The sequence below is a fragment of the Herbaspirillum camelliae genome (assembly GCF_001929405.1).
Taxonomy (GTDB): Bacteria; Pseudomonadota; Gammaproteobacteria; order Burkholderiales; family Burkholderiaceae_D; genus Herbaspirillum; species Herbaspirillum seropedicae.
In genome coordinates, this window is record NZ_KV880769.1 from 4,844,287 (window position 1) to 4,861,289 (window position 17,003).

General features: G+C 55.7%; 18 protein-coding genes, 1 tRNA gene and 1 pseudogene. 13 read left to right on the forward strand and 7 right to left on the reverse strand.

The window, feature by feature from the left end; all coding sequences use genetic code 11:
- Positions 1 to 7 precede the first annotated feature (7 nt).
- The 4 genes from BGK68_RS28550 to BGK68_RS27660 all read left to right on the forward strand — a co-directional run bounded on the left by BGK68_RS28550 (position 8) and on the right by BGK68_RS27660 (position 1,644).
- Complete coding sequence (locus BGK68_RS28550) at positions 8 to 139, forward strand: hypothetical protein (RefSeq protein ID WP_257785535.1); 132 nt, start codon at positions 8 to 10, stop codon at positions 137 to 139.
- A gap of 85 nt (positions 140 to 224) precedes the next feature.
- A complete protein-coding gene (locus tag BGK68_RS21640) occupies positions 225 to 1,013 on the forward strand; it encodes an SDR family oxidoreductase (protein ID WP_075258771.1) in 789 nt (262 codons plus the stop codon).
- 151 nt (positions 1,014 to 1,164) lie between these two features.
- A tRNA-Ser gene (locus BGK68_RS21645) sits at positions 1,165 to 1,254 on the forward strand.
- A 105-nt stretch (positions 1,255 to 1,359) separates the two neighbouring features.
- Positions 1,360 to 1,644, forward strand: a complete 285-nt coding sequence (locus tag BGK68_RS27660) for a DUF6538 domain-containing protein (protein ID WP_143433134.1) — start codon at positions 1,360 to 1,362, stop codon at positions 1,642 to 1,644.
- Here BGK68_RS27660 and BGK68_RS28430 read toward each other — a convergent pair.
- Positions 1,632 to 2,012 (reverse strand): annotated as a pseudogene (locus BGK68_RS28430) (transposase); the annotation flags it as partial. The gene BGK68_RS27660 and the pseudogene BGK68_RS28430 sit on opposite strands and share 13 nt — an antisense overlap.
- Before the next feature lie 77 nt (positions 2,013 to 2,089).
- On the opposite strand from BGK68_RS28430, the gene BGK68_RS21660 reads away from it, so the two are divergent.
- Entirely contained in the window at positions 2,090 to 2,491 is a 402-nt protein-coding gene (locus BGK68_RS21660) for a DUF2513 domain-containing protein (protein WP_075258773.1), read from the forward strand.
- Here BGK68_RS21660 and BGK68_RS21665 read toward each other — a convergent pair.
- The 4 genes from BGK68_RS21665 to BGK68_RS21690 all read right to left on the reverse strand — a co-directional run bounded on the left by BGK68_RS21665 (position 2,397) and on the right by BGK68_RS21690 (position 8,868).
- The gene (locus tag BGK68_RS21665) at positions 2,397 to 6,440 is read right to left on the reverse strand and encodes a helix-turn-helix domain-containing protein (protein ID WP_075258774.1); all 4,044 of its coding nucleotides are present in this window, start codon (positions 6,438 to 6,440) and stop codon (positions 2,397 to 2,399) included. The genes BGK68_RS21660 and BGK68_RS21665 overlap by 95 nt on opposite strands.
- A gap of 686 nt (positions 6,441 to 7,126) precedes the next feature.
- Positions 7,127 to 7,363, reverse strand: coding sequence for a hypothetical protein (locus tag BGK68_RS28085; RefSeq protein WP_075258775.1), 237 nt, complete (start codon positions 7,361 to 7,363; stop codon positions 7,127 to 7,129).
- 410 nt (positions 7,364 to 7,773) lie between these two features.
- Positions 7,774 to 8,160, reverse strand: coding sequence for a VOC family protein (locus tag BGK68_RS21685; protein WP_075258777.1), 387 nt, complete (start codon positions 8,158 to 8,160; stop codon positions 7,774 to 7,776).
- Between the two features lie 363 nt (positions 8,161 to 8,523).
- Positions 8,524 to 8,868 (reverse strand): H-NS histone family protein, encoded by a 345-nt coding sequence (locus tag BGK68_RS21690; RefSeq protein WP_075258778.1) that lies wholly within the window; start codon positions 8,866 to 8,868, stop codon positions 8,524 to 8,526.
- A 148-nt stretch (positions 8,869 to 9,016) separates the two neighbouring features.
- Here BGK68_RS21690 and BGK68_RS21695 point away from each other — a divergent pair, with 148 nt between their 5' ends.
- Both BGK68_RS21695 and BGK68_RS21700 read left to right on the forward strand, forming a co-directional pair.
- Positions 9,017 to 9,331 (forward strand): transposase, encoded by a 315-nt coding sequence (locus tag BGK68_RS21695; protein ID WP_017455550.1) that lies wholly within the window; start codon positions 9,017 to 9,019, stop codon positions 9,329 to 9,331.
- A gap of 41 nt (positions 9,332 to 9,372) precedes the next feature.
- Complete coding sequence (locus BGK68_RS21700; protein ID WP_075255802.1) at positions 9,373 to 10,149, forward strand: IS3 family transposase; 777 nt, start codon at positions 9,373 to 9,375, stop codon at positions 10,147 to 10,149.
- 23 nt (positions 10,150 to 10,172) lie between these two features.
- Here the strand turns inward: BGK68_RS21700 and BGK68_RS21705 are convergent, their stop codons facing one another.
- Together BGK68_RS21705 and BGK68_RS21710 are read right to left on the reverse strand one after the other, a co-directional pair.
- Positions 10,173 to 10,787, reverse strand: coding sequence for a hypothetical protein (locus BGK68_RS21705; protein ID WP_143433135.1), 615 nt, complete (start codon positions 10,785 to 10,787; stop codon positions 10,173 to 10,175).
- 130 nt (positions 10,788 to 10,917) lie between these two features.
- Positions 10,918 to 11,703, reverse strand: coding sequence for a hypothetical protein (locus tag BGK68_RS21710; protein WP_143433136.1), 786 nt, complete (start codon positions 11,701 to 11,703; stop codon positions 10,918 to 10,920).
- 540 nt (positions 11,704 to 12,243) lie between these two features.
- Here BGK68_RS21710 and BGK68_RS21715 point away from each other — a divergent pair.
- The 6 genes from BGK68_RS21715 to BGK68_RS21740 all read left to right on the forward strand — a co-directional run bounded on the left by BGK68_RS21715 (position 12,244) and on the right by BGK68_RS21740 (position 16,994).
- Positions 12,244 to 12,822, forward strand: coding sequence for a kinase inhibitor (locus BGK68_RS21715; protein WP_083657868.1), 579 nt, complete (start codon positions 12,244 to 12,246; stop codon positions 12,820 to 12,822).
- Positions 12,812 to 13,642 (forward strand): helix-turn-helix transcriptional regulator, encoded by an 831-nt coding sequence (locus BGK68_RS21720; RefSeq protein ID WP_075258781.1) that lies wholly within the window; start codon positions 12,812 to 12,814, stop codon positions 13,640 to 13,642. Before BGK68_RS21715 ends, BGK68_RS21720 begins: the two co-directional genes overlap by 11 nt.
- A 179-nt stretch (positions 13,643 to 13,821) precedes the next feature.
- A complete protein-coding gene (locus BGK68_RS21725; RefSeq protein ID WP_075258782.1) occupies positions 13,822 to 14,277 on the forward strand; it encodes a hypothetical protein in 456 nt (151 codons plus the stop codon).
- Between the two features lie 225 nt (positions 14,278 to 14,502).
- Positions 14,503 to 14,994, forward strand: a complete 492-nt coding sequence (locus BGK68_RS21730) for an MgtC/SapB family protein (protein ID WP_075258783.1) — start codon at positions 14,503 to 14,505, stop codon at positions 14,992 to 14,994.
- A 17-nt stretch (positions 14,995 to 15,011) separates the two neighbouring features.
- Positions 15,012 to 15,338, forward strand: coding sequence for a YnfA family protein (locus BGK68_RS21735; RefSeq protein WP_198937302.1), 327 nt, complete (start codon positions 15,012 to 15,014; stop codon positions 15,336 to 15,338).
- Between the two features lie 348 nt (positions 15,339 to 15,686).
- Positions 15,687 to 16,994 (forward strand): MFS transporter, encoded by a 1,308-nt coding sequence (locus tag BGK68_RS21740; RefSeq protein WP_075258785.1) that lies wholly within the window; start codon positions 15,687 to 15,689, stop codon positions 16,992 to 16,994.
- Positions 16,995 to 17,003 lie beyond the last annotated feature (9 nt).

The window sequence follows — 17,003 nt, forward strand, 5'->3', positions numbered from 1 at the left end:
TAAAGTAGTGCCGCTGCCGCCAAGGCAGCACCGAAAATCAAAAAAGGAGACTGACATGAGCGGCATCATCGTGTTTGCGCTGGAAATGGGCGTTGTCGCCCTCATCGCGCTGGCGATCTACATGGTGATGAAGAAATAGCCCCGCCGGTCAGGCCCGTCAGTGTAGCGCAGCGCGACCACGGCTGCGCGAGCGCACTCCCCCTCAGCAAAGGAAGGAAGAAACAATGGATTTGAGACTCAACGGCAAGACCGCCCTGGTATGTGCATCCAGCAAGGGCCTGGGCCGCGCCTGCGCGCATTCGCTGGCGCGCGAGGGCGTGCATGTGACCATGCTGGCGCGCGGACGCGAAGCCCTGGAAGCCGCCGCGCAAGAGATCCGCGCCGAGGTTGCCGCCACCGGCGCCATCATCACCACCGTGAGCTGCGACATCACCACCCCCGAAGGCCGCTCCCTGGCGCTGGCCGCCTGCCCGGCCCCGGACATCCTGGTCACCAACGCCGGCGGCCCCAAACCCGGCGACTTCCGCGACTGGAGCCGCGAGGACTGGATTGCCGCCGTGGACGGCAACATGCTCACCCCCATCGAGCTGATCAAGGCCACCGTGGATGGGATGATTGCCCGCCGCTTCGGGCGCATCGTCAACATCACCTCCAGCGCCGTGCGCGCACCCATCGACATCCTGGGCCTGTCCAATGGCGCGCGCTCGGGGCTGACCGGTTTTGTGGCCGGGCTGGCGCGCAAGACCGTCGTGCACAACGTGACCATCAACAACCTGCTGCCCGGCCCCTTCGAGACCGACCGCCTGCGCGCCACCGCCAGCGGCGCCGCGCAGGAGAGCGGACGCAGCGTCGACGAGATCCTGGCCGAGCGCCGCAAGCTCAACCCGGCGGGCCGCTTTGGCGATCCGGCCGAGTTTGGCGATGCCTGCGCCTACCTGTGCAGTGCGCAGGCGGGCTTCATCACCGGGCAGAACCTGTTGATGGATGGTGGGGCTTATCCGGGGACGTTCTGACGGTGGAGCTTGGGGCTTGCTGTGCGGCCATCCCGATGGTGCTGGTGATGCAGCGGGTCTCGGCCAGCGGGACGGGGGTGGATGCAAAGCAAGTGATGTGATGTATAATGCGGCCCTCGTGCGCTGGGCAACTGGCTCGGCCGCACCGCAAGGAGGTTTGGGTGAGTGGTTTAAACCAGCAGTCTTGAAAACTGCCGACGGGGTGACCCGTCCGTGAGTTCGAATCTCACAGCCTCCGCCACAATTAACCTAAGTCATTGTTTTAACGTAACATCAGGTACTTTTGAATTACGTTGGTACAAAAGCACGGAAGCAGTTTGAGGCCCCGAAAGTAGACAGGGTCAAATTGCCTACCAATCTTTCCATCACTAAAACCGGCATCTACAAATACCGGAAAGTGGTTCCCGCTGATGTCCGGCACATTATCAAAAAAGCTGAATTTAAAGAATCGCTTGGCGGAGACCGCCGCCTTGCGTTGGTCAGACATGCCGAGTTAGAGGCTGAAACCACTCAGCTGATTTATGCCGCGCGCCAACAGATTGATGTCACGATGCCAAAGCGTCGGGGCTGGCCAGCCAGTGTAGTAATTTGCTCAGTCAGCGCCGCATTGTTATCGCCCCTGGCTTGGTAGCGAGGCACTGAGGTCGATATGTTCATCAGCCCACAGCAGCGACGTTCAGACAGCTGCCAGTTCGCTTTCAAAACGGCAACCGCTTCGCGCTTTTGCTGTGGGCTCACCACTTTCGGGAGACGACGTCCTTCAGAGCTGCATTGTCCAGCAACGCATCCGCCAGCAAACGCTTGAGCTTGCTGTTCTCGTCTTCCAGCGCTTTGAGCCGCTTGGCCTCTGACACGTCCATTCCCCCGTACTTGGCCTTCCACTTGTAGTAAGAAGCATTCGAGAAACCATGCTTGCCGCACAGCTCAACAACTGGCAAACCTGAATCGGCTTCTTTCAGAAACCCTGATGATCTGCTCTTCAGTAAAGCGTTTCTTCATGATCCAACTCCTTTCAGAATTGGATTCTACTCACTCTTGTTGCTAATCTTGGGGGCAGGTCAAGCCCTCACCTCACGATGGAGGGACATGACCTCCTAGACACGATTCGCTCGGCCACAGTGTGGAATGCCATAAAGGATACGGCCCAGAAGAAAGGCATTGAGCTGAGTTTCGAAGCGATTAAAGCGCTTGGAGCCTTCGCATTGAAGCAGGTTCTGGGAGCGCAATACCTTCATAGGCGCGCTCGCGCCTATGAAGGTACGCCATTACGATGGCGAAATTTTTCTTTTCCGGTCAATTTTCAGAACTACACTTTTCGACGGAAAGGTGAACCGCGCTGGAATGGAGCATTTCCACTTTGCTCCGAACCAAGTGCATCCATCGTTATTCATCATCATCGTCAAATATTCGCGTTCTCTTATCCATCGACATATTGCGACGCGCGCTATTCAGCAAACTGTCATATAGGTCATATGTAGGCTCAGCCCGGCTTAAGGTCTTAAGCATTTCTTGGCTATATTTCTCAAGCTTCACATCCTCCGGAAATGGTTCTCCTGGTGTGCCATGCCGCACCCCTCCCCCTGTAGCAGCTACGACTGCGGCCCGAATTTCTTCAACTGCTTCGTCATCTATGCGTTCGGCCACATTGAACAAAGTCCGAATTAATTCAGGGAATGCATAAACGAAGGAATTTTGAGCCTCTCGCACAATCATGGCAACAATGATAGCTCGGTCCAGCGCCCCCTGCTCCATCCATGCAATTAGCGCCTTAAGGAGTTCGGCGTCGTAGCTCCCCCACATGCCGGCGACAACTCCACCAACTCTGTGCAAACTCCCTTCCTCTTTCGCGTTGAGCAGCACCCAGTCCAAAAATTCAGTTAAATACTGTGCCCCCGACTCAATTTTGTCAAAGCCAATTCCCTCGCTCGCGCCGCCATATTCTTTGTATAGCGGTGTAAACCTCCACGTTCCTTGGCGAGCACACTCAATCATCCGGGCTTTGACCAGGTTTACGACCGCACGGGGATTTTTCTCGACCGACTGAGCCAAAAATGCCCTCACCCAGTAGTCTTCCAATTCCTTTAGACCCTCAAGTTTTTGCAGAAGGCGTTCGCGATTGCTTTCTACGATTTCAGGTGGAATTACACTGGCGCCTGCAATCCACATGAAATATTCATGTGTAACGTGAGGGTACAAATTGAAATCCGCACTGCAAGCTAGTTTCATTGCTAATACTGGGTTGGTGACGGCAATCTGGCGCAACAATGATGCCGATGCAAACAGAACCGACTCATCCTTAGACGCAAATATCCGCTCAAAGAGCTCAATTTCGTCTGGCCGATATGGGGTAGAAGGCTGGTAACCAGCGTATGCCTCCGTCAGTTGCTTCAACTCCTTTTCTGATTGCATTGAACGCTCAACATACTTCTGAACCAGCTTTGGGTCACCTGCGCTCACAACCACGCTCAAAGCCTTCGCAACATACTTCTCCATGTTGCCAGCGCTACCATTGACGTTACGAATGAGGACCTCCGTAGCTAACGCCGGAGATGCATCAAGCAAATATCCAACGAAAATGAATGGTGCTCCGTAACCAGGCCCCAGACTCTCCATTTCGGCCAAGCACGAATCAATTTCGCCATAAAGCGCGGAGACATCAGGGAACGCTGCCATGATTTCAGTGCATAGCTCCCTCCGAGCTTTGTCGAAATCGGGCTGACCAAGGTACTGCTCCGTTTTCGAAGTTTCAGTACCCCATCCATCAATTAATGCTCGGGTCATACGCGTCCGGAGGTCTCGCTCGAGCACATCCAGAATAGGCTTGGCCAGCGACGCGGTTTCGGGCTTGCCATGGTATGCATGCCACCTCAATGACTGGGCAAGCCGCACCAGTACCACCGGAGACAAATAGACCTCGTCGACAATCGTACCGATTTCCTTCAGATGATTCGCGTGTTCCCCTGCCCATTCATCCGCACTCACATCTCCTGGCAGCGCTCCGCTTAACGCAGCTTGCCACGTCTGTGCAGCCAGAAATGCCAGTCGACTGTTCCCTTGCCTCAAATATTTCAACAGTGCGTTTGTTACCTGGTTTCTCACCTCTTTAACACGCCCCAATGCCACTCTATAACGAGTTATTTCCATCGAGCCCCTGGTGTAGCGCGTCGACTCAAATTCAGTCTCCAGTGGCCCCAAAAGTATTTCAAATGGCGTATGCAATGAGGTGAGCGCAGCCGGTCGTTCAAGAAGCGTCAATGCGAAGGACACCACCTTCTGCACATAATCCACTGGCTTATTCAACTGAAACTTTGCCATCTCTTTCAAAATCCGGATGGCATGCCCCGGTTGCTGGTGCATAGCTCGACCGTCATTACGGCCCGCCTTCCATAGCAGGCTGCAGCCTTCTTCAACATGGTCATAAGTGAAAGAGGCATTACGGACGATATTGCATACGTGTGAATCATCGCCATGGCCGTCATTGATAAGCCGTTTGGCAAAATTCAGAGCGAATCTTGGTTGATAGTAGGCCATTGCCTCGACCGCTTGCACATGCCTGTTTACGTAGTCGCCGTGCCACATCAGCCGCTGCTCGAGACTACTCATAACGACGCTGTCGTCGGTTTTCCCTTCTCGCAAGCGCCAATCCAGGCGAGCCAAGTTGACAAGAAGATTTCGTAGATGGTCCGTGTTCGCAATATCAAAGATGGCCCCGATGCCCTCGTCAGCAACACCATTCGGTTGCAGGTAATTTGAACGAATAATTTCATCAGCCAGAAGGTCTGGAGCCAGTCGAGAGCGAATACCTCTTTTGAACAAAACACCTGCTTGACCTAGAAGTATCATCAATCGCTTGGAGTCTGAGTCACTTACCCCCTCGACGTCAGCGAGAATCTTGAGCAAATTGGGGTCATCAGGAATCACTGGCTGAAGCAGTGCCGTAACTCGCAAGACCGCTCTGAGCTTACCTTCTTCATGCTTAGGCACGAGTTTCGCTGTAATGACATCTTGCAGCCGTGACAGCACATATTTACGGAATTCATCACTATTCCCGAGCAGTTGAAGAGAGATTGCATCCTTAGCCACCAGCTGCGCCGCCAACACCGTCACGAGCGGCGTGGTATAAGTCGCCTCCGCGATTTCAGCCGCCGCATCCAGTGCTGCACCGCTTTCTGCCAATATTGACTCGGCTAATTTTCTCGCCTGCTCCTTGGTTTGAGGCTTCATTTCGACACGTGTGACCAATGAGTCAGTCAGGCTAAAGCCGGCAGCTTGATTAACCAGACTTGCTTCTCCATACGGGCGCAGAGCCACCAGCAACCTCGTGTTGTTTCGGGGGTCAGCGGCATACTGCAACATGGAGCCCATATCTTCGCGGTCATGAGCATCATCAATTACTAAAACGTTGACAGCGCCACCTCTATCGCGGAGCCCATCCAAATGGTGAGCTTTTACCTCCTCAGTTGGTGAAACAAATCGCATGCGAATTGTCCCTTTCGCATACTGACGAGCAATTTCGCGCAGCAAGCGTGTTTTCCCGGCCCCCGGATTTCCCATCAGGTAAGTAAGTGACTTTTTTTCGTCGCCCAATGAATCGACCAACTGCTTAACCTCATCTTCACGGCCAACCAACGACCAAGCGTGATTAAAGAAGCGCTCTTGGACTAAGAATTGCGCGAAGAATCTATCTTCATCTTGTATCGGACCCGGCTCTTCTTCACCGAGTAAATCAAATCTCTGGCCATGGAAAAAGCGGTCTACTAGGTCCAGCCGGTCACATAAAGGAAGCTCATGAAACTTCCTCGTAATGTCTTCTCGGTCCCACATTTGCCAAGTTGCATGAGCCGCCATTGCATCCCGGGCACTCGTACTCGCCACACTCGATAACAAAAGCACTTTAAGGTCAGCAACAAAAGTCTGTGTCGCTACCGCCAGATGCACTTTTTGAGGCCCAAACTCGATAACCCGTTTGCATTGAAAGGAATGAATTCCGAACGGACCATCCGCAACAATATCGATGCCATGCTGCTTGTGCCCCGTGCTCCCGTAGCGATGGACATTCCCCCCCATAGGCTTATAGAGGCGGTCCAGAAATGCCGTGCAGAAGAGTTCGAAGGTGTCAGGCGTCAATGCCGACAGGGGGAGCGGTTTATCGAAAGACGTCGAGGTTTCTCTCTGTGGCTCAACAGCCATCTCATGGAAACCCGCGGCCTGTGCGAGTTCTCCATCTTTTGCACCTACGACACGCTCTAGCCGCGATATTTCCGTTGCTCGCGGCCGCCCCTGCCCCTTCTCCCAACGACTAACCGTCTGCTGCTTCACGCCCAATATGGCGGCTAATTCCTGCTGCTTTGCATAACCTGCGGCGGCTCTTAACTTTGCCAAAAGCTCACCGAATTCGCGGTACGGAAAAGAATCTTGGGTTGCCATAAGAGCTCCAATTACTTGAACACATAAATAATAGTACAAGTAGTTAAACCTAAATTCAATAGCTTAAGTTTATTATCATTTCTCACCGTTGAAAACCAGCGGAGGTCCGTCCAGGATTTCCAAATAAATGAAATTGGTTCAGATATGCTGTGTTTTTATACAGTATATTTGGACTCGAATGGCTTGCATGACCTACCCCGCCACCATACGGCGCAGCACTGTCCTTCGGGCCAATACCCATTTCCGAATTGGCCCAAGAAGCTTTGGTTTGGCCCTCTGCATTCCTCAGAAATTGCCGGCCGGCTTTCCGTCACCTGCTGCCGACTACACCGCCGAAAAACTTGACTTGAACCGCTGTCTCATCGGGCGAGTAGCCTGCACCTTCATATTTGATGTTGTCGGTTGGTAATTGAAATTAGCTGGGATATTTCACGGAGACAAAGTAGTCGTTCACCGCCCCCCCCCCAAAGAACGGCCATATCGTTGTAGCCATCGAGAACGATGAATTCACGATTAAGAGGCTTTTTTTTCGAATGGCTCAATCTACGAACTGCACCCCGAAAATCCATAATTCCCCACCATCCACATCAACGAAGGGGAGATCCTGGAGGTATTTGGGGGAGTGGTTGGCATGGTCCGGAGAATGGTGTGAGCCCGGCATTCGCCGTCGTCGACGTAAACAATTTTTACGTGAGCTGTGAACGTTTATTCAATCCCAAGCTGCGCGGCCGGCCATCCAAATTGATGCTTTCAAGGGTGCCCGAATAGTCATCAAAGGCGTCGAGCAGCGCGAGACTAGCCAAGGACTTGCTGAGTACACGCAGGCGTGGCTTCGCATCCAGGCCGGCGAACCGCTTCTTCAAAATTCCAGGCAGCGATTCTTCAGCGAGAGTAGTGGCGACCGCCGTTGAAGCGTTCAACATCGCTACGTTAGATCAGTTGCTGCAATGAGTCGCGGACAAGGCTAAGTCGCGGCCAGCACTCCTCTCTCTTTTCGCTCGGACACCAAAGTAGCGCTTGCTCAACTTTGCTTTGCAAGTACCACCTATGAGCTGTTCACGTCTGAATAGCCAGCCTTTGGTGAGAAGCTTCTCGCATAAAGCCTCCGCTCTCTCGATAGAGAGCTTTCCCGCCTCTTTGAATAAAGCTGCACGGTACGGCGTTCAGAAACTGGCTTGGCCCGTTCTTAAGCACGGGCATCTGCTCCGCGCCGAGTTGCGTAAGCATTTCGGGTGGCGGGCACACCGCGTATCGGTCACGCTCATTGTGACCACGCTTGAGGTCATTCCAGGTCTGCATTGTCAATGCCAATAACGGAGCGCGTTTTCCTGACTTAATTTACCGGTTCTGAAATCTCAATCAGATTCAAATCCGGATCGCGCACATAAACCGACCGGATCTTCTGCGTCGCCCCGGTCCGCAGAACAGGCCCTTCAATGATGGGCCAGTTCATTTCTTCCAGGCGAGCGATCACCTTCTCCAATGGCACGCACGCCATGAAGCACAGGTCCAGCGCGCCGGGGACAGGCAGATGCGCTTTCGGCTCGAATTCCTGGCCGCGCACATGAAGATTGATTTTCTGGTTGCCGAAGCGAAAGGCGATGCGCCCTTGCCCGAAGGTTTCCAGCGTCATGCCCAGCACTTCCACATAGAAGTGGGTCGTGGCATCGGGGTTGACCGAAGTCAGTACGAGATGGTCGAGATGATCAATCAGGCTCATGTCAGGTCCGTGGAGTTTTCATCCTCAATCGGATAGAGCAGATGAGTGTGCCAATCCCTGGGGGGTCTTTTCACGCTCCAATCTGCTGACATATCCGCCGCAGATAAAAACAGGAATGATCGGGATTAATTAAAAAGATGCACAATTCATTAACTGATATTAACTAATGCTGACTGATGATAACCGATGTAAATCAGTGTCAATTGCTATCAGCTGATGGACCGATGGGAATATCCCATGCAGAAAACGAGGAAACAAGCGCCAATCTGGCTCTGGATCAGAACGGGAAGAAACAAGAATGTCCCATCTCTCCCTTCCCGTTCTTTATTTCTGCTTATTTCTGCTTATGTCTGCATATTTCTCTTATTGCTGTTCCTGATCCTGGCTGATCAGGTATTTCTTCTTCAGGCGTTCGCTGACTTCGCCATTCTTGTCCTTGAGCCACAATGGGATACGGCCACGACCACTCCAGGTCAGGCCATCCTCATTCTGATACAGCGCGGGCAGCGTGGCTTTCCCGGCAGTCACCTTGGTCGCCTTGCCGGATTTCGCCTTGAAACCCAGTTCCTTGAGCGTGATATCGTGAAGCGCAATCAAGGCCTTGATCTGCTCGATGATGGGCTCCCTTTCCTTGGCCCGTGCTTCTTCAATTTTCTGCGCCAATTCTTCTTGCTGTGCCAACAGTTTTGCTAATTCGCTATTTGCCATAGATCCTCCAGGGGAAAAAATTCAGGTGGGACCGACAATAAGCCAGCTGGCAAGTTAGAGCAACTATTTTCTCTACTTATTCTTTCAGGATGATATGTAATGACCCACTAAAAACCTGCTCAGTAGATAATCCTAAAAGGGAATCAAAATGAGCAAGGTCATGGAAGAAGAATTCAAACGTTGGACAGCCAAGCGCAAAGCGGCGCTGGTGATGGAAATCATCCAGGGAAAGACGACGGTAGCCGAGGCTAGCCGGTCGTTTGATATCCCGCCATCCGAGATCGAAGAATGGGTCGATGAAGGCCGCAAAGGGATGGAGAACGCCCTGCGCGCCAAGCCGCTGGATGTGAGAGAACAGTACGAGCGGCAACTCAAGGAGCTGCAGGAAGCCTACGGAGAAGCCATGCTGGAGCTGCGCGCCAGAAAAAAATTGGCGTCCCTGTTGGGCGAGGAAGACAAGTAATCGAGACCATCCGCCAGGGACTCAAACAAGACGGTTTCGATGTGGCTGTCAGCAAGATATGCGCGTGGTTTGGGATTGCCAGGCGCAGCGCTTACTACAAGCCGGTGAAGGCTGAGCCCAAGGTGCAGGAGCGCTTTGCCGAACCCATTCGCAAGATGATCCTGGAAGAGCCGTCCTTCGGCTATCGCACGGTGGCTGGCCTGCTCGGGTTCAATAAGAACACGGTGCAGAGGATCTTCCAGATCAAAGGTTGGCAGGTCAAGAAGCGTCCTATTGGTTTCCGGCCCAGGGTGAAGGCCTTGCCGTCGGTAGCCACAGGACCAGACCAGCGCTGGGCAACCGATCTGTGTCGGATCTGGACAGGGCGAGATGGCTGGGCGGTGCTAGCCTTGGTGATTGATTGCCACACGCGGGAATTACTGGGCTGGCATCTGTCGCGTTCGGGCAAGTCGAAGACGGCAGAGTCGGCCTTGGAGCAAGCGCTGATCGCGCGTTATGGCTCACTGGGTCGCGTGACGGCGCCGTTCTTGCTGCGCTCAGATAACGGCTTGGTGTTCACCAGCCGTAGTTACACCGCGTTGGTCCGCAGTTACGGGCTTCAGCAAGAGTTCATCACGCCGCATTGCCCACAGCAGAATGGCATGGTCGAACGCGTCATCAGAACCCTAAAGGAGCAATGCGCTCATCGACATCGCTTCGAAACATTGCAGCACGCCAGTCGCATCATTGGTGACTGGATCGGCTTCTATAACCACCGCCGGCCGCATCAGGCGCTGGGCATGAAGACACCGGCTGAGGCGTTTGCTTTAGCCGCATAACTTGAGCAGGTTTCGCTGGGTCATTACAATCTTTTATGATAGCTAGCATGAGCATGTATATCGAGAGAGTTAAGAACCTGCTCCCTCAAGAGATCTTTCCCCAAGACATTGGGGACCAAATATTTCTCCACAAAATATGATTTGTAATCATTTTCTCTAGAATTGGCAGAAATATTAATCCAGCCATTTTTAATTATCCGCCCTTTCTCAAAGCGGCTAGCGGACCAAAAAATAAAATTAACAGCCAACGAATCACTAACGTCTTTTGACAACATCTTTTTTGCAGTAACCGAATCATCTTGAACATCAATTCGTACAATCTCGCCATTGCCAAACATATTATTTATATTTTCATCGCTTATAAAACTTGGAAATAGCATAAAAAATTTTTCGTGAATTTCTCGAAGTTTTTTTAGCAATCCAATCGCACCGCCACCCAACTGCAGCGATTCATATTCCCTCATATTTCTCTCCTGTACCTCAGAAGTACATTTTTCCTGTCGAATACTTGCCCCGGCTGAAATCGGTCCAGCAAGCGCAAAACCACAAGCAAGTGATAACTTAACAAATAGGATCCAATTTATATATTTAGAAATTGAGATTAATTTCCACAAAATATATATATTCAATTTTGACATTTATATAAATCTTCAAAATATAAAGAACCTCAATTATCGGCATTTACTGTGCCAACTCAATCATGCATTTACCCCATACATCCATGATCGACGGCCCCGAAATTAGCTCCACAAGTTTATATAGCCCTTCCTATTTCTCCCAAGATTTAATGAGAGCCAAAACGCTTTCATGAATCTCTTTCCAATAAGGGAACATGGCGGACTGAAACATATACTCGACATACACCTTGTCATCGTGGATGGCAAAACCACCAACAGCCCTCTCCTCATGCGGCGTCCCCTTCCATCCATTACGCTGACTATACGGGTAGGAAACTTTATAAGTCACCGGTACACCTGGGAAGTATTCATAGCGCGGATCATCAGATACATAGCAAGTATCCATAAGGTAGTCTTTCGATCGATCTCTATAGGCCGTCATGTCGAAGTACATCTTGGCCGGGATTTTTTCATTTGCTATTTCGATTGGGGCGCAATTCGTATAGGTACTAGGATTTTTAACTTTCTTGGGATTAGTTTTTAATGAAATTCTTACCCCGAACGGCCAAATCATTCCGTATTTCATACTTTCCCGAGCGAACAAGGTACCGGCAATTTCACTCCCATCCACCTTGTGAGCAAGGGGAATCCAGTATGCCGTCAATTGATTTCCTTGCCCGGTTGGGTCAAGGCTTTGAAAAAAGTCCGCCGGAATTAAATACGTTCGGCCACCGATGATGCGGCTCGCAGGCGGGTCATTCTTAAATTTTGGGTAGGCTCCCACCAGCTCACCACAGCGGTCATACGGACCAGTCGGACACTTTCGTTTGGCCTCGATCTGCTGAGGCGTCAATGTTTTTTCTGCTGCAACAATCACGCTCGGACTCAGCAGAGCAGTTGCAATTAGCAACACAGGTAATACCTTACGCAGCCTCATCTTGCTCACCTCAGTTAGATAGTTGAATTACCGGAAATTTCGAAATCATTTATAACAATCAAAAGACCCAAGCTATTTCAGGATTTAATTCTTCGGCTCCGGCAACCACGGATAGTCGATCGAATATAAATCGGTACGTCCCTGCTCCAGGAGTCGGCGCAGGAGGCCCCGCACTCACGCCGCCCCAGAAACGTCGCATAGAGTGATAGTGATCAAACAGCGAGCTAAATATAAAGTCGAAGAATGCCTTCCGCCTGCCAAACCCGATTCAGCGCACATAATCAAACATGGTTCGAAGACAAACTCGTCAGAGTTCGAACGACATAGCATCCGGCAGGAAATTGCGCCGAATAACGCATGCACGTGTGTACGCCGAGGCAGCCAATCCACGTCACCACGTCGTAAACTGTCACAGGAGCATGTACCTGCAGCTTGAACTTATCCGCACCAAGCCTGACGTTTTCTGCACCACACCCCTCGTTCCCATTCCCTAAGATGAGCGCTTTCAACCCCTTGTTTCAACGCTCACCGAGGACTTCCATGACCATGATCCGCCCCACCCTGGCCGCTGCCGCCCTGACCTTTTCGGCACTGACCCTGCCCGCACAGGCTGCCGAATTCACCCTCACCAGCAGCGACATCGCTGAGGGCCAGTCCCTGTCGATTGCGCAGGTCTTCAATGGCTTCGGCTGCGTCGGTCTGAACAAGTCGCCGCAACTGTCCTGGTCGGGCGCGCCCGCCGATACCAAGAGCTTCGCCATCACCGTCTACGATCCGGACGCGCCGACCGGCAGCGGCTGGTGGCACTGGACCGTCTTCAATATTCCCGCCAGCGTGCGCTCGCTGCCGGCCGGCGCCACTGCGCCAGGCAAGGGCCTGCCCCAGGGCAGCATCCAGGGACGCACCGACTTCGGCAGCAGTGGCTTCGGCGGCGCCTGTCCGCCCGAAGGCGACAAGCCGCATCGCTACCAGTTTGTCGTTTGGGCCCTGAAAACCGAAACACTTCCGCTGGATGCGCAGGCCAGCGGTGCTATGCTCGGCTTCTATCTGAATGCCCAGGCACTCGCTACGGCCAAGCTGACCGCCGTCTACGGACGCCAGAAACCCAATGTCAAGTAACAGCACACTCCTGCCCGCGCTCACGACCAGCCAAGACGTACGCCCTATCCTCTCGCGCATCCGCTGCCGTGAAGAACAGCAGCTGCGCCAGGTCTTCATCGGCCTGGCCAGCATCTGCCACGTGCGCCAGGGCAAGAAGCGCCTGCAATGGCATCACCGCAATCTGCACTGCGGGCCGGAAGGCCTGCTGCTCATTGCACCCGGAACGCAACTCAACGTCGCCAACCTGCCCAGAAACGGCGAGTACGCCGCCGACATGGTCTCGCTGCCGGCTTCGCTGATCGAGCGCTTCCGGCTGCACTACCCCGGCCAGGGCAGCCTGGCCTCAGCGCCGCCGGCGGTCTCGACGACGGCGCTGGCGCCCGATACGCTGCGCGCCTGGCGGCATCTGCAAGCCTGCATGCAGGAAGACGCACCGTCGGAGCTGCAGTGCCAGGCCGCCGAAGGCTTGCTGTTGGCCCTGAGCCTGCACGGCGCGGGTGCGGCGCTGCTGCGGGATCGCAGTGACGCTCTCAGTCATCGCATCGAACAGCAACTGCTGATGCTGCCGCCTGAACATCGCAGCCTGGAGCAGATCGCCGCCAGCCTGCATTGCAGCGTCTCCACGCTGCGCCGAAGGCTGGTGCGCGAGCAGACCGGGTTCCGCGAACTGCTCGACAAGGTGCAACTGGGCCAGGCGCTGGAACAGTTGCAGGCCTCGTCGCTGTCGATTGCCGACATCGCCGCCCGTTGCGGCTATGACTCGCCGTCGCGCTTCGCGGTGCGCTTCCGCCAGCATTTCGGGCTCAGTCCCAGCCAGTTGCGACAGACCCTGCAGTAAGCCTTGTCTGACGAAGGTCGGCCAGGCTCAACAACATGCGCCGTCATCCGGGTACGAAATACACCGACATGCGTTTGAAGCGACGTCCGACTGTGGGCCTTGCCGCCAGCACCTACTATGGCTGCAACGTCTCGCAATCGCGGGACGCCCAGACGTCATACCCATACAAGGAGATAAGCATGTCCAAACCGACCCTGAAATTCCTCGGCGCCGCTCTGGTGGTGGCCGCGTTCAGCACGGGCGCCATCGCCCAGAACTCGGGCTCTGGCGCAGCTGGCGGTTCCGGCTCTGCGGGAACCGGCGCTACCGGCGCAACTGGCTCGACCACCACACCGGGCGCGGGCACCGGCGGTTCCGGCAGCAGCTCGTCGGGCAAGAGCATGCGCAACCATGACAAGTCCGACAAGAGCCACAGCAAGTCGCGCTCGGGGAATAACCCGAATGCGACCGAGATGAAGGACGGCCCGATGGGCACCTCGCCGGGCGGTGGTGGCAGCGGTAGCGGCAGCGGCGCCGGTAATGGCAGCGGTACGGGCACCGGTGGTGCAGGTGGCGCGGGAGCTGGCGGTGCTGGCGCAGGCGGCTCAGGTGCTGGCGGAGCCGGTGGTGCTGGTGGCGCCGGCGGCGGCAGCTGATGCGTCTGCCCGACATCCTTGAGAGTTTTGCGTGAAGCTTGAGCGCGGTATGGCGTAGCCTCCCATTCCTCCCGCCATGCCTGATTTGCCCCGCTGATACTGGCGGGGCTTTTTTACGTCCGCGTGGCCAAGTCAAAGAGATAGTCGAGCTTACCAGTTACAATCCCGGCTCATCTCAACCCGCTGTGCAGCCAAGCTGCTGCCCATCTGCTGCCTGACGCCACCATGACCGATTACCTGGAAATCTTTTACCGCCTGCTCTTTGCCATGCTCATCGGTTGCGCCATCAGCATCGACCGCAACCTGCGCGGCAAGCCGACCGGGATGAAGACGCTGGGTCTGGTGGCGCTGGGGTCGGCGCTGGTGACGATGGCGGCGATGAATTTTGCGTTCGGCGCAGAAGACCACAACCGTGACGCCGTCAGCCGCGCCATCCAGGGCGTCATCACCGGCATTGGTTTCCTGGGTGCGGGCGTGATCATCCATGAACAACGGACCGAGAAGGTGCGCGGCCTGACCACGGCCGCCTCGATCTGGGTCACCGCCGCCGTGGGCATCGTCTGCGGCGCGGGCTGGTGGCAGGTGGCGCTGATGGCGACCGGCCTGATCCTGATCCTCTTCGTCATCGGCCGGCCGCTGGAGCAGTTCCTGCACCGCCAATGGATGCGCAAGAGCGATGACGAACGCGCCGACATCAGCGCCCGCGAAGAAGACTGAGCACCGCTCTGGCCCTGATCTGCCCCATGAAGACCCTGCTGCTCTACCTCTGCACTGCGCTGGCCGAAATCGTCGGCTGCTACTTGCCCTATCTCTGGCTCCGGCAGGACCGTTCGGCCTGGCTGCTCTTGCCCGCCGCCCTGAGCCTGGCGCTGTTCGCCTGGCTGCTGAGCTTGCATGAGGCCGCCTCCGGCCGGGTCTATGCGGCCTACGGCGGCGTCTACATTGCCGTGGCCATGCTCTGGCTGTGGGGCGTGGACGGCGTACGTCCATCGGCCTGGGACTGGGCAGGCATGGCCGTCGCGCTGGCCGGAATGGGCATCATCGCCTTCCAGCCCCGCTGACCGGATGCACCACGACAGAGAGCGCACCCGGACGATGCACTGCACCACGAACGCGCAGCCTGCACTGCAATACATCACGCGATGATATATAACGGGCCAACCAGCTCATCAGCACGGCTCCCCCTGCCAGCCCCCTCTCCTCCCGCAAACCCGCTCCAGTCCTGAACTTCCGGATAAACCCCGTCGCTGGCACGACCTTTGCTCAATGAGGGACAGGGTCGAGGATGACCCCACATCTGATGCCGATCCAACGAGGGATCAGCAGCGCACACGGACAATGGCGTCCGCTTGAACCGAGGCACGAGGCCTTGGGGTCAGGCGGGCGCCTTTTTGTTTTCAGGACACGCCATGAGCAAAGCCAATCGTATCGAGCTGTTTTCCCTGCGGTCGCCGCAGATGCGCGCCTTCCACCTGACCTGGATGGCCTTCTTCGTCTGCTTCTTCGCGTGGTTCGCCTGCGCCCCGCTGATGCCGGTGATCAAGGGCGAATTCCACCTCACGCCAGGCCAGATCGCCAATATCAACATCGCCGCAGTGGCCGTGACCATCCTGGTGCGCCTGATCATCGGCCCCATGTGCGACCGCTTCGGCCCGCGCAAGACCTACACCGGCCTGCTGCTGGCAGGCGCTGTGCCGGTCATCGGCGTGGCCTTCGCGCAGAGCTACGAGAGCTTCCTGTTCTTCCGCCTGCTCATCGGTGCGGTGGGGGCGAGCTTTGTCATCACCCAGTACCACACCTCGGTCATGTTCGCCCCCAACGTGGTCGGCACCGCCAATGCCGCCACCGCCGGCTGGGGCAATGCCGGTGGCGGCGTGGCGCAAGGCCTGATGCCCTTGCTGATGGCGGCCATGCTGATGCTGGGCGTCTCGCAGGGCTGGGGCTGGCGTGCGGCGCTGCTGGTGCCGGGCGTGCTGATGCTGGTGATGGCCGCGCTCTACTGGCGCTTTACCCAGGACTGCCCGGAAGGCAACTATGACGCGCTGCGCGCCGCTGGCGTGACCATCGAAAGCGGCAAGCGCGGCGGCTGGGCCAGCTTCCGCGCGGCGGCCGCCAACTATCGCGTGTGGATGCTCTTCATTACCTACGGCGCCTGCTTCGGCGTGGAGATCTTCATCCATAACATCGCTGCCATCTACTACGTCGAGCACTTCAAACTCTCGCTGGAATCGGCCGGCATCGCCGCCGCCAGCTTCGGTCTGCTGGCGCTGTTTGCGCGCGCGCTGGGCGGCTTCATTTCGGACAAGGTGGCGCTCTCGGGCGGCCTGAACCGCCGCGCTACCCTGCTCTTCGTGATGATGCTGGGCGAAGGCCTGGGCCTGCTGTGGTTCGCCCATGCAGGCAGCGTCGTGGCCGCCATCATCGCCATGCTGTGCTTTGGCCTGTTCACCCACATGGCCTGCGGCGCGACCTATGCGCTGGTGCCCTTCATCGACCGCAAGGCGCTGGGCGGCGTGGCCGGCATCATCGGTGCGGGCGGCAATGTCGGCGCGGTGCTGGCGGGCTTCCTGATGAAGGGCCTGGGCAATACCCAGCAGACCCTGTCCATGCTCGGCGTGCTGGTGACCGTTTCGGCACTGTGCGCAGTGGCCATCCGTTTCACCGCGTCGGACAAGAGCGGCGAGGCCGTCCTGGCAGACCACAAAGTTGCAGCCTGAGGAGAGACC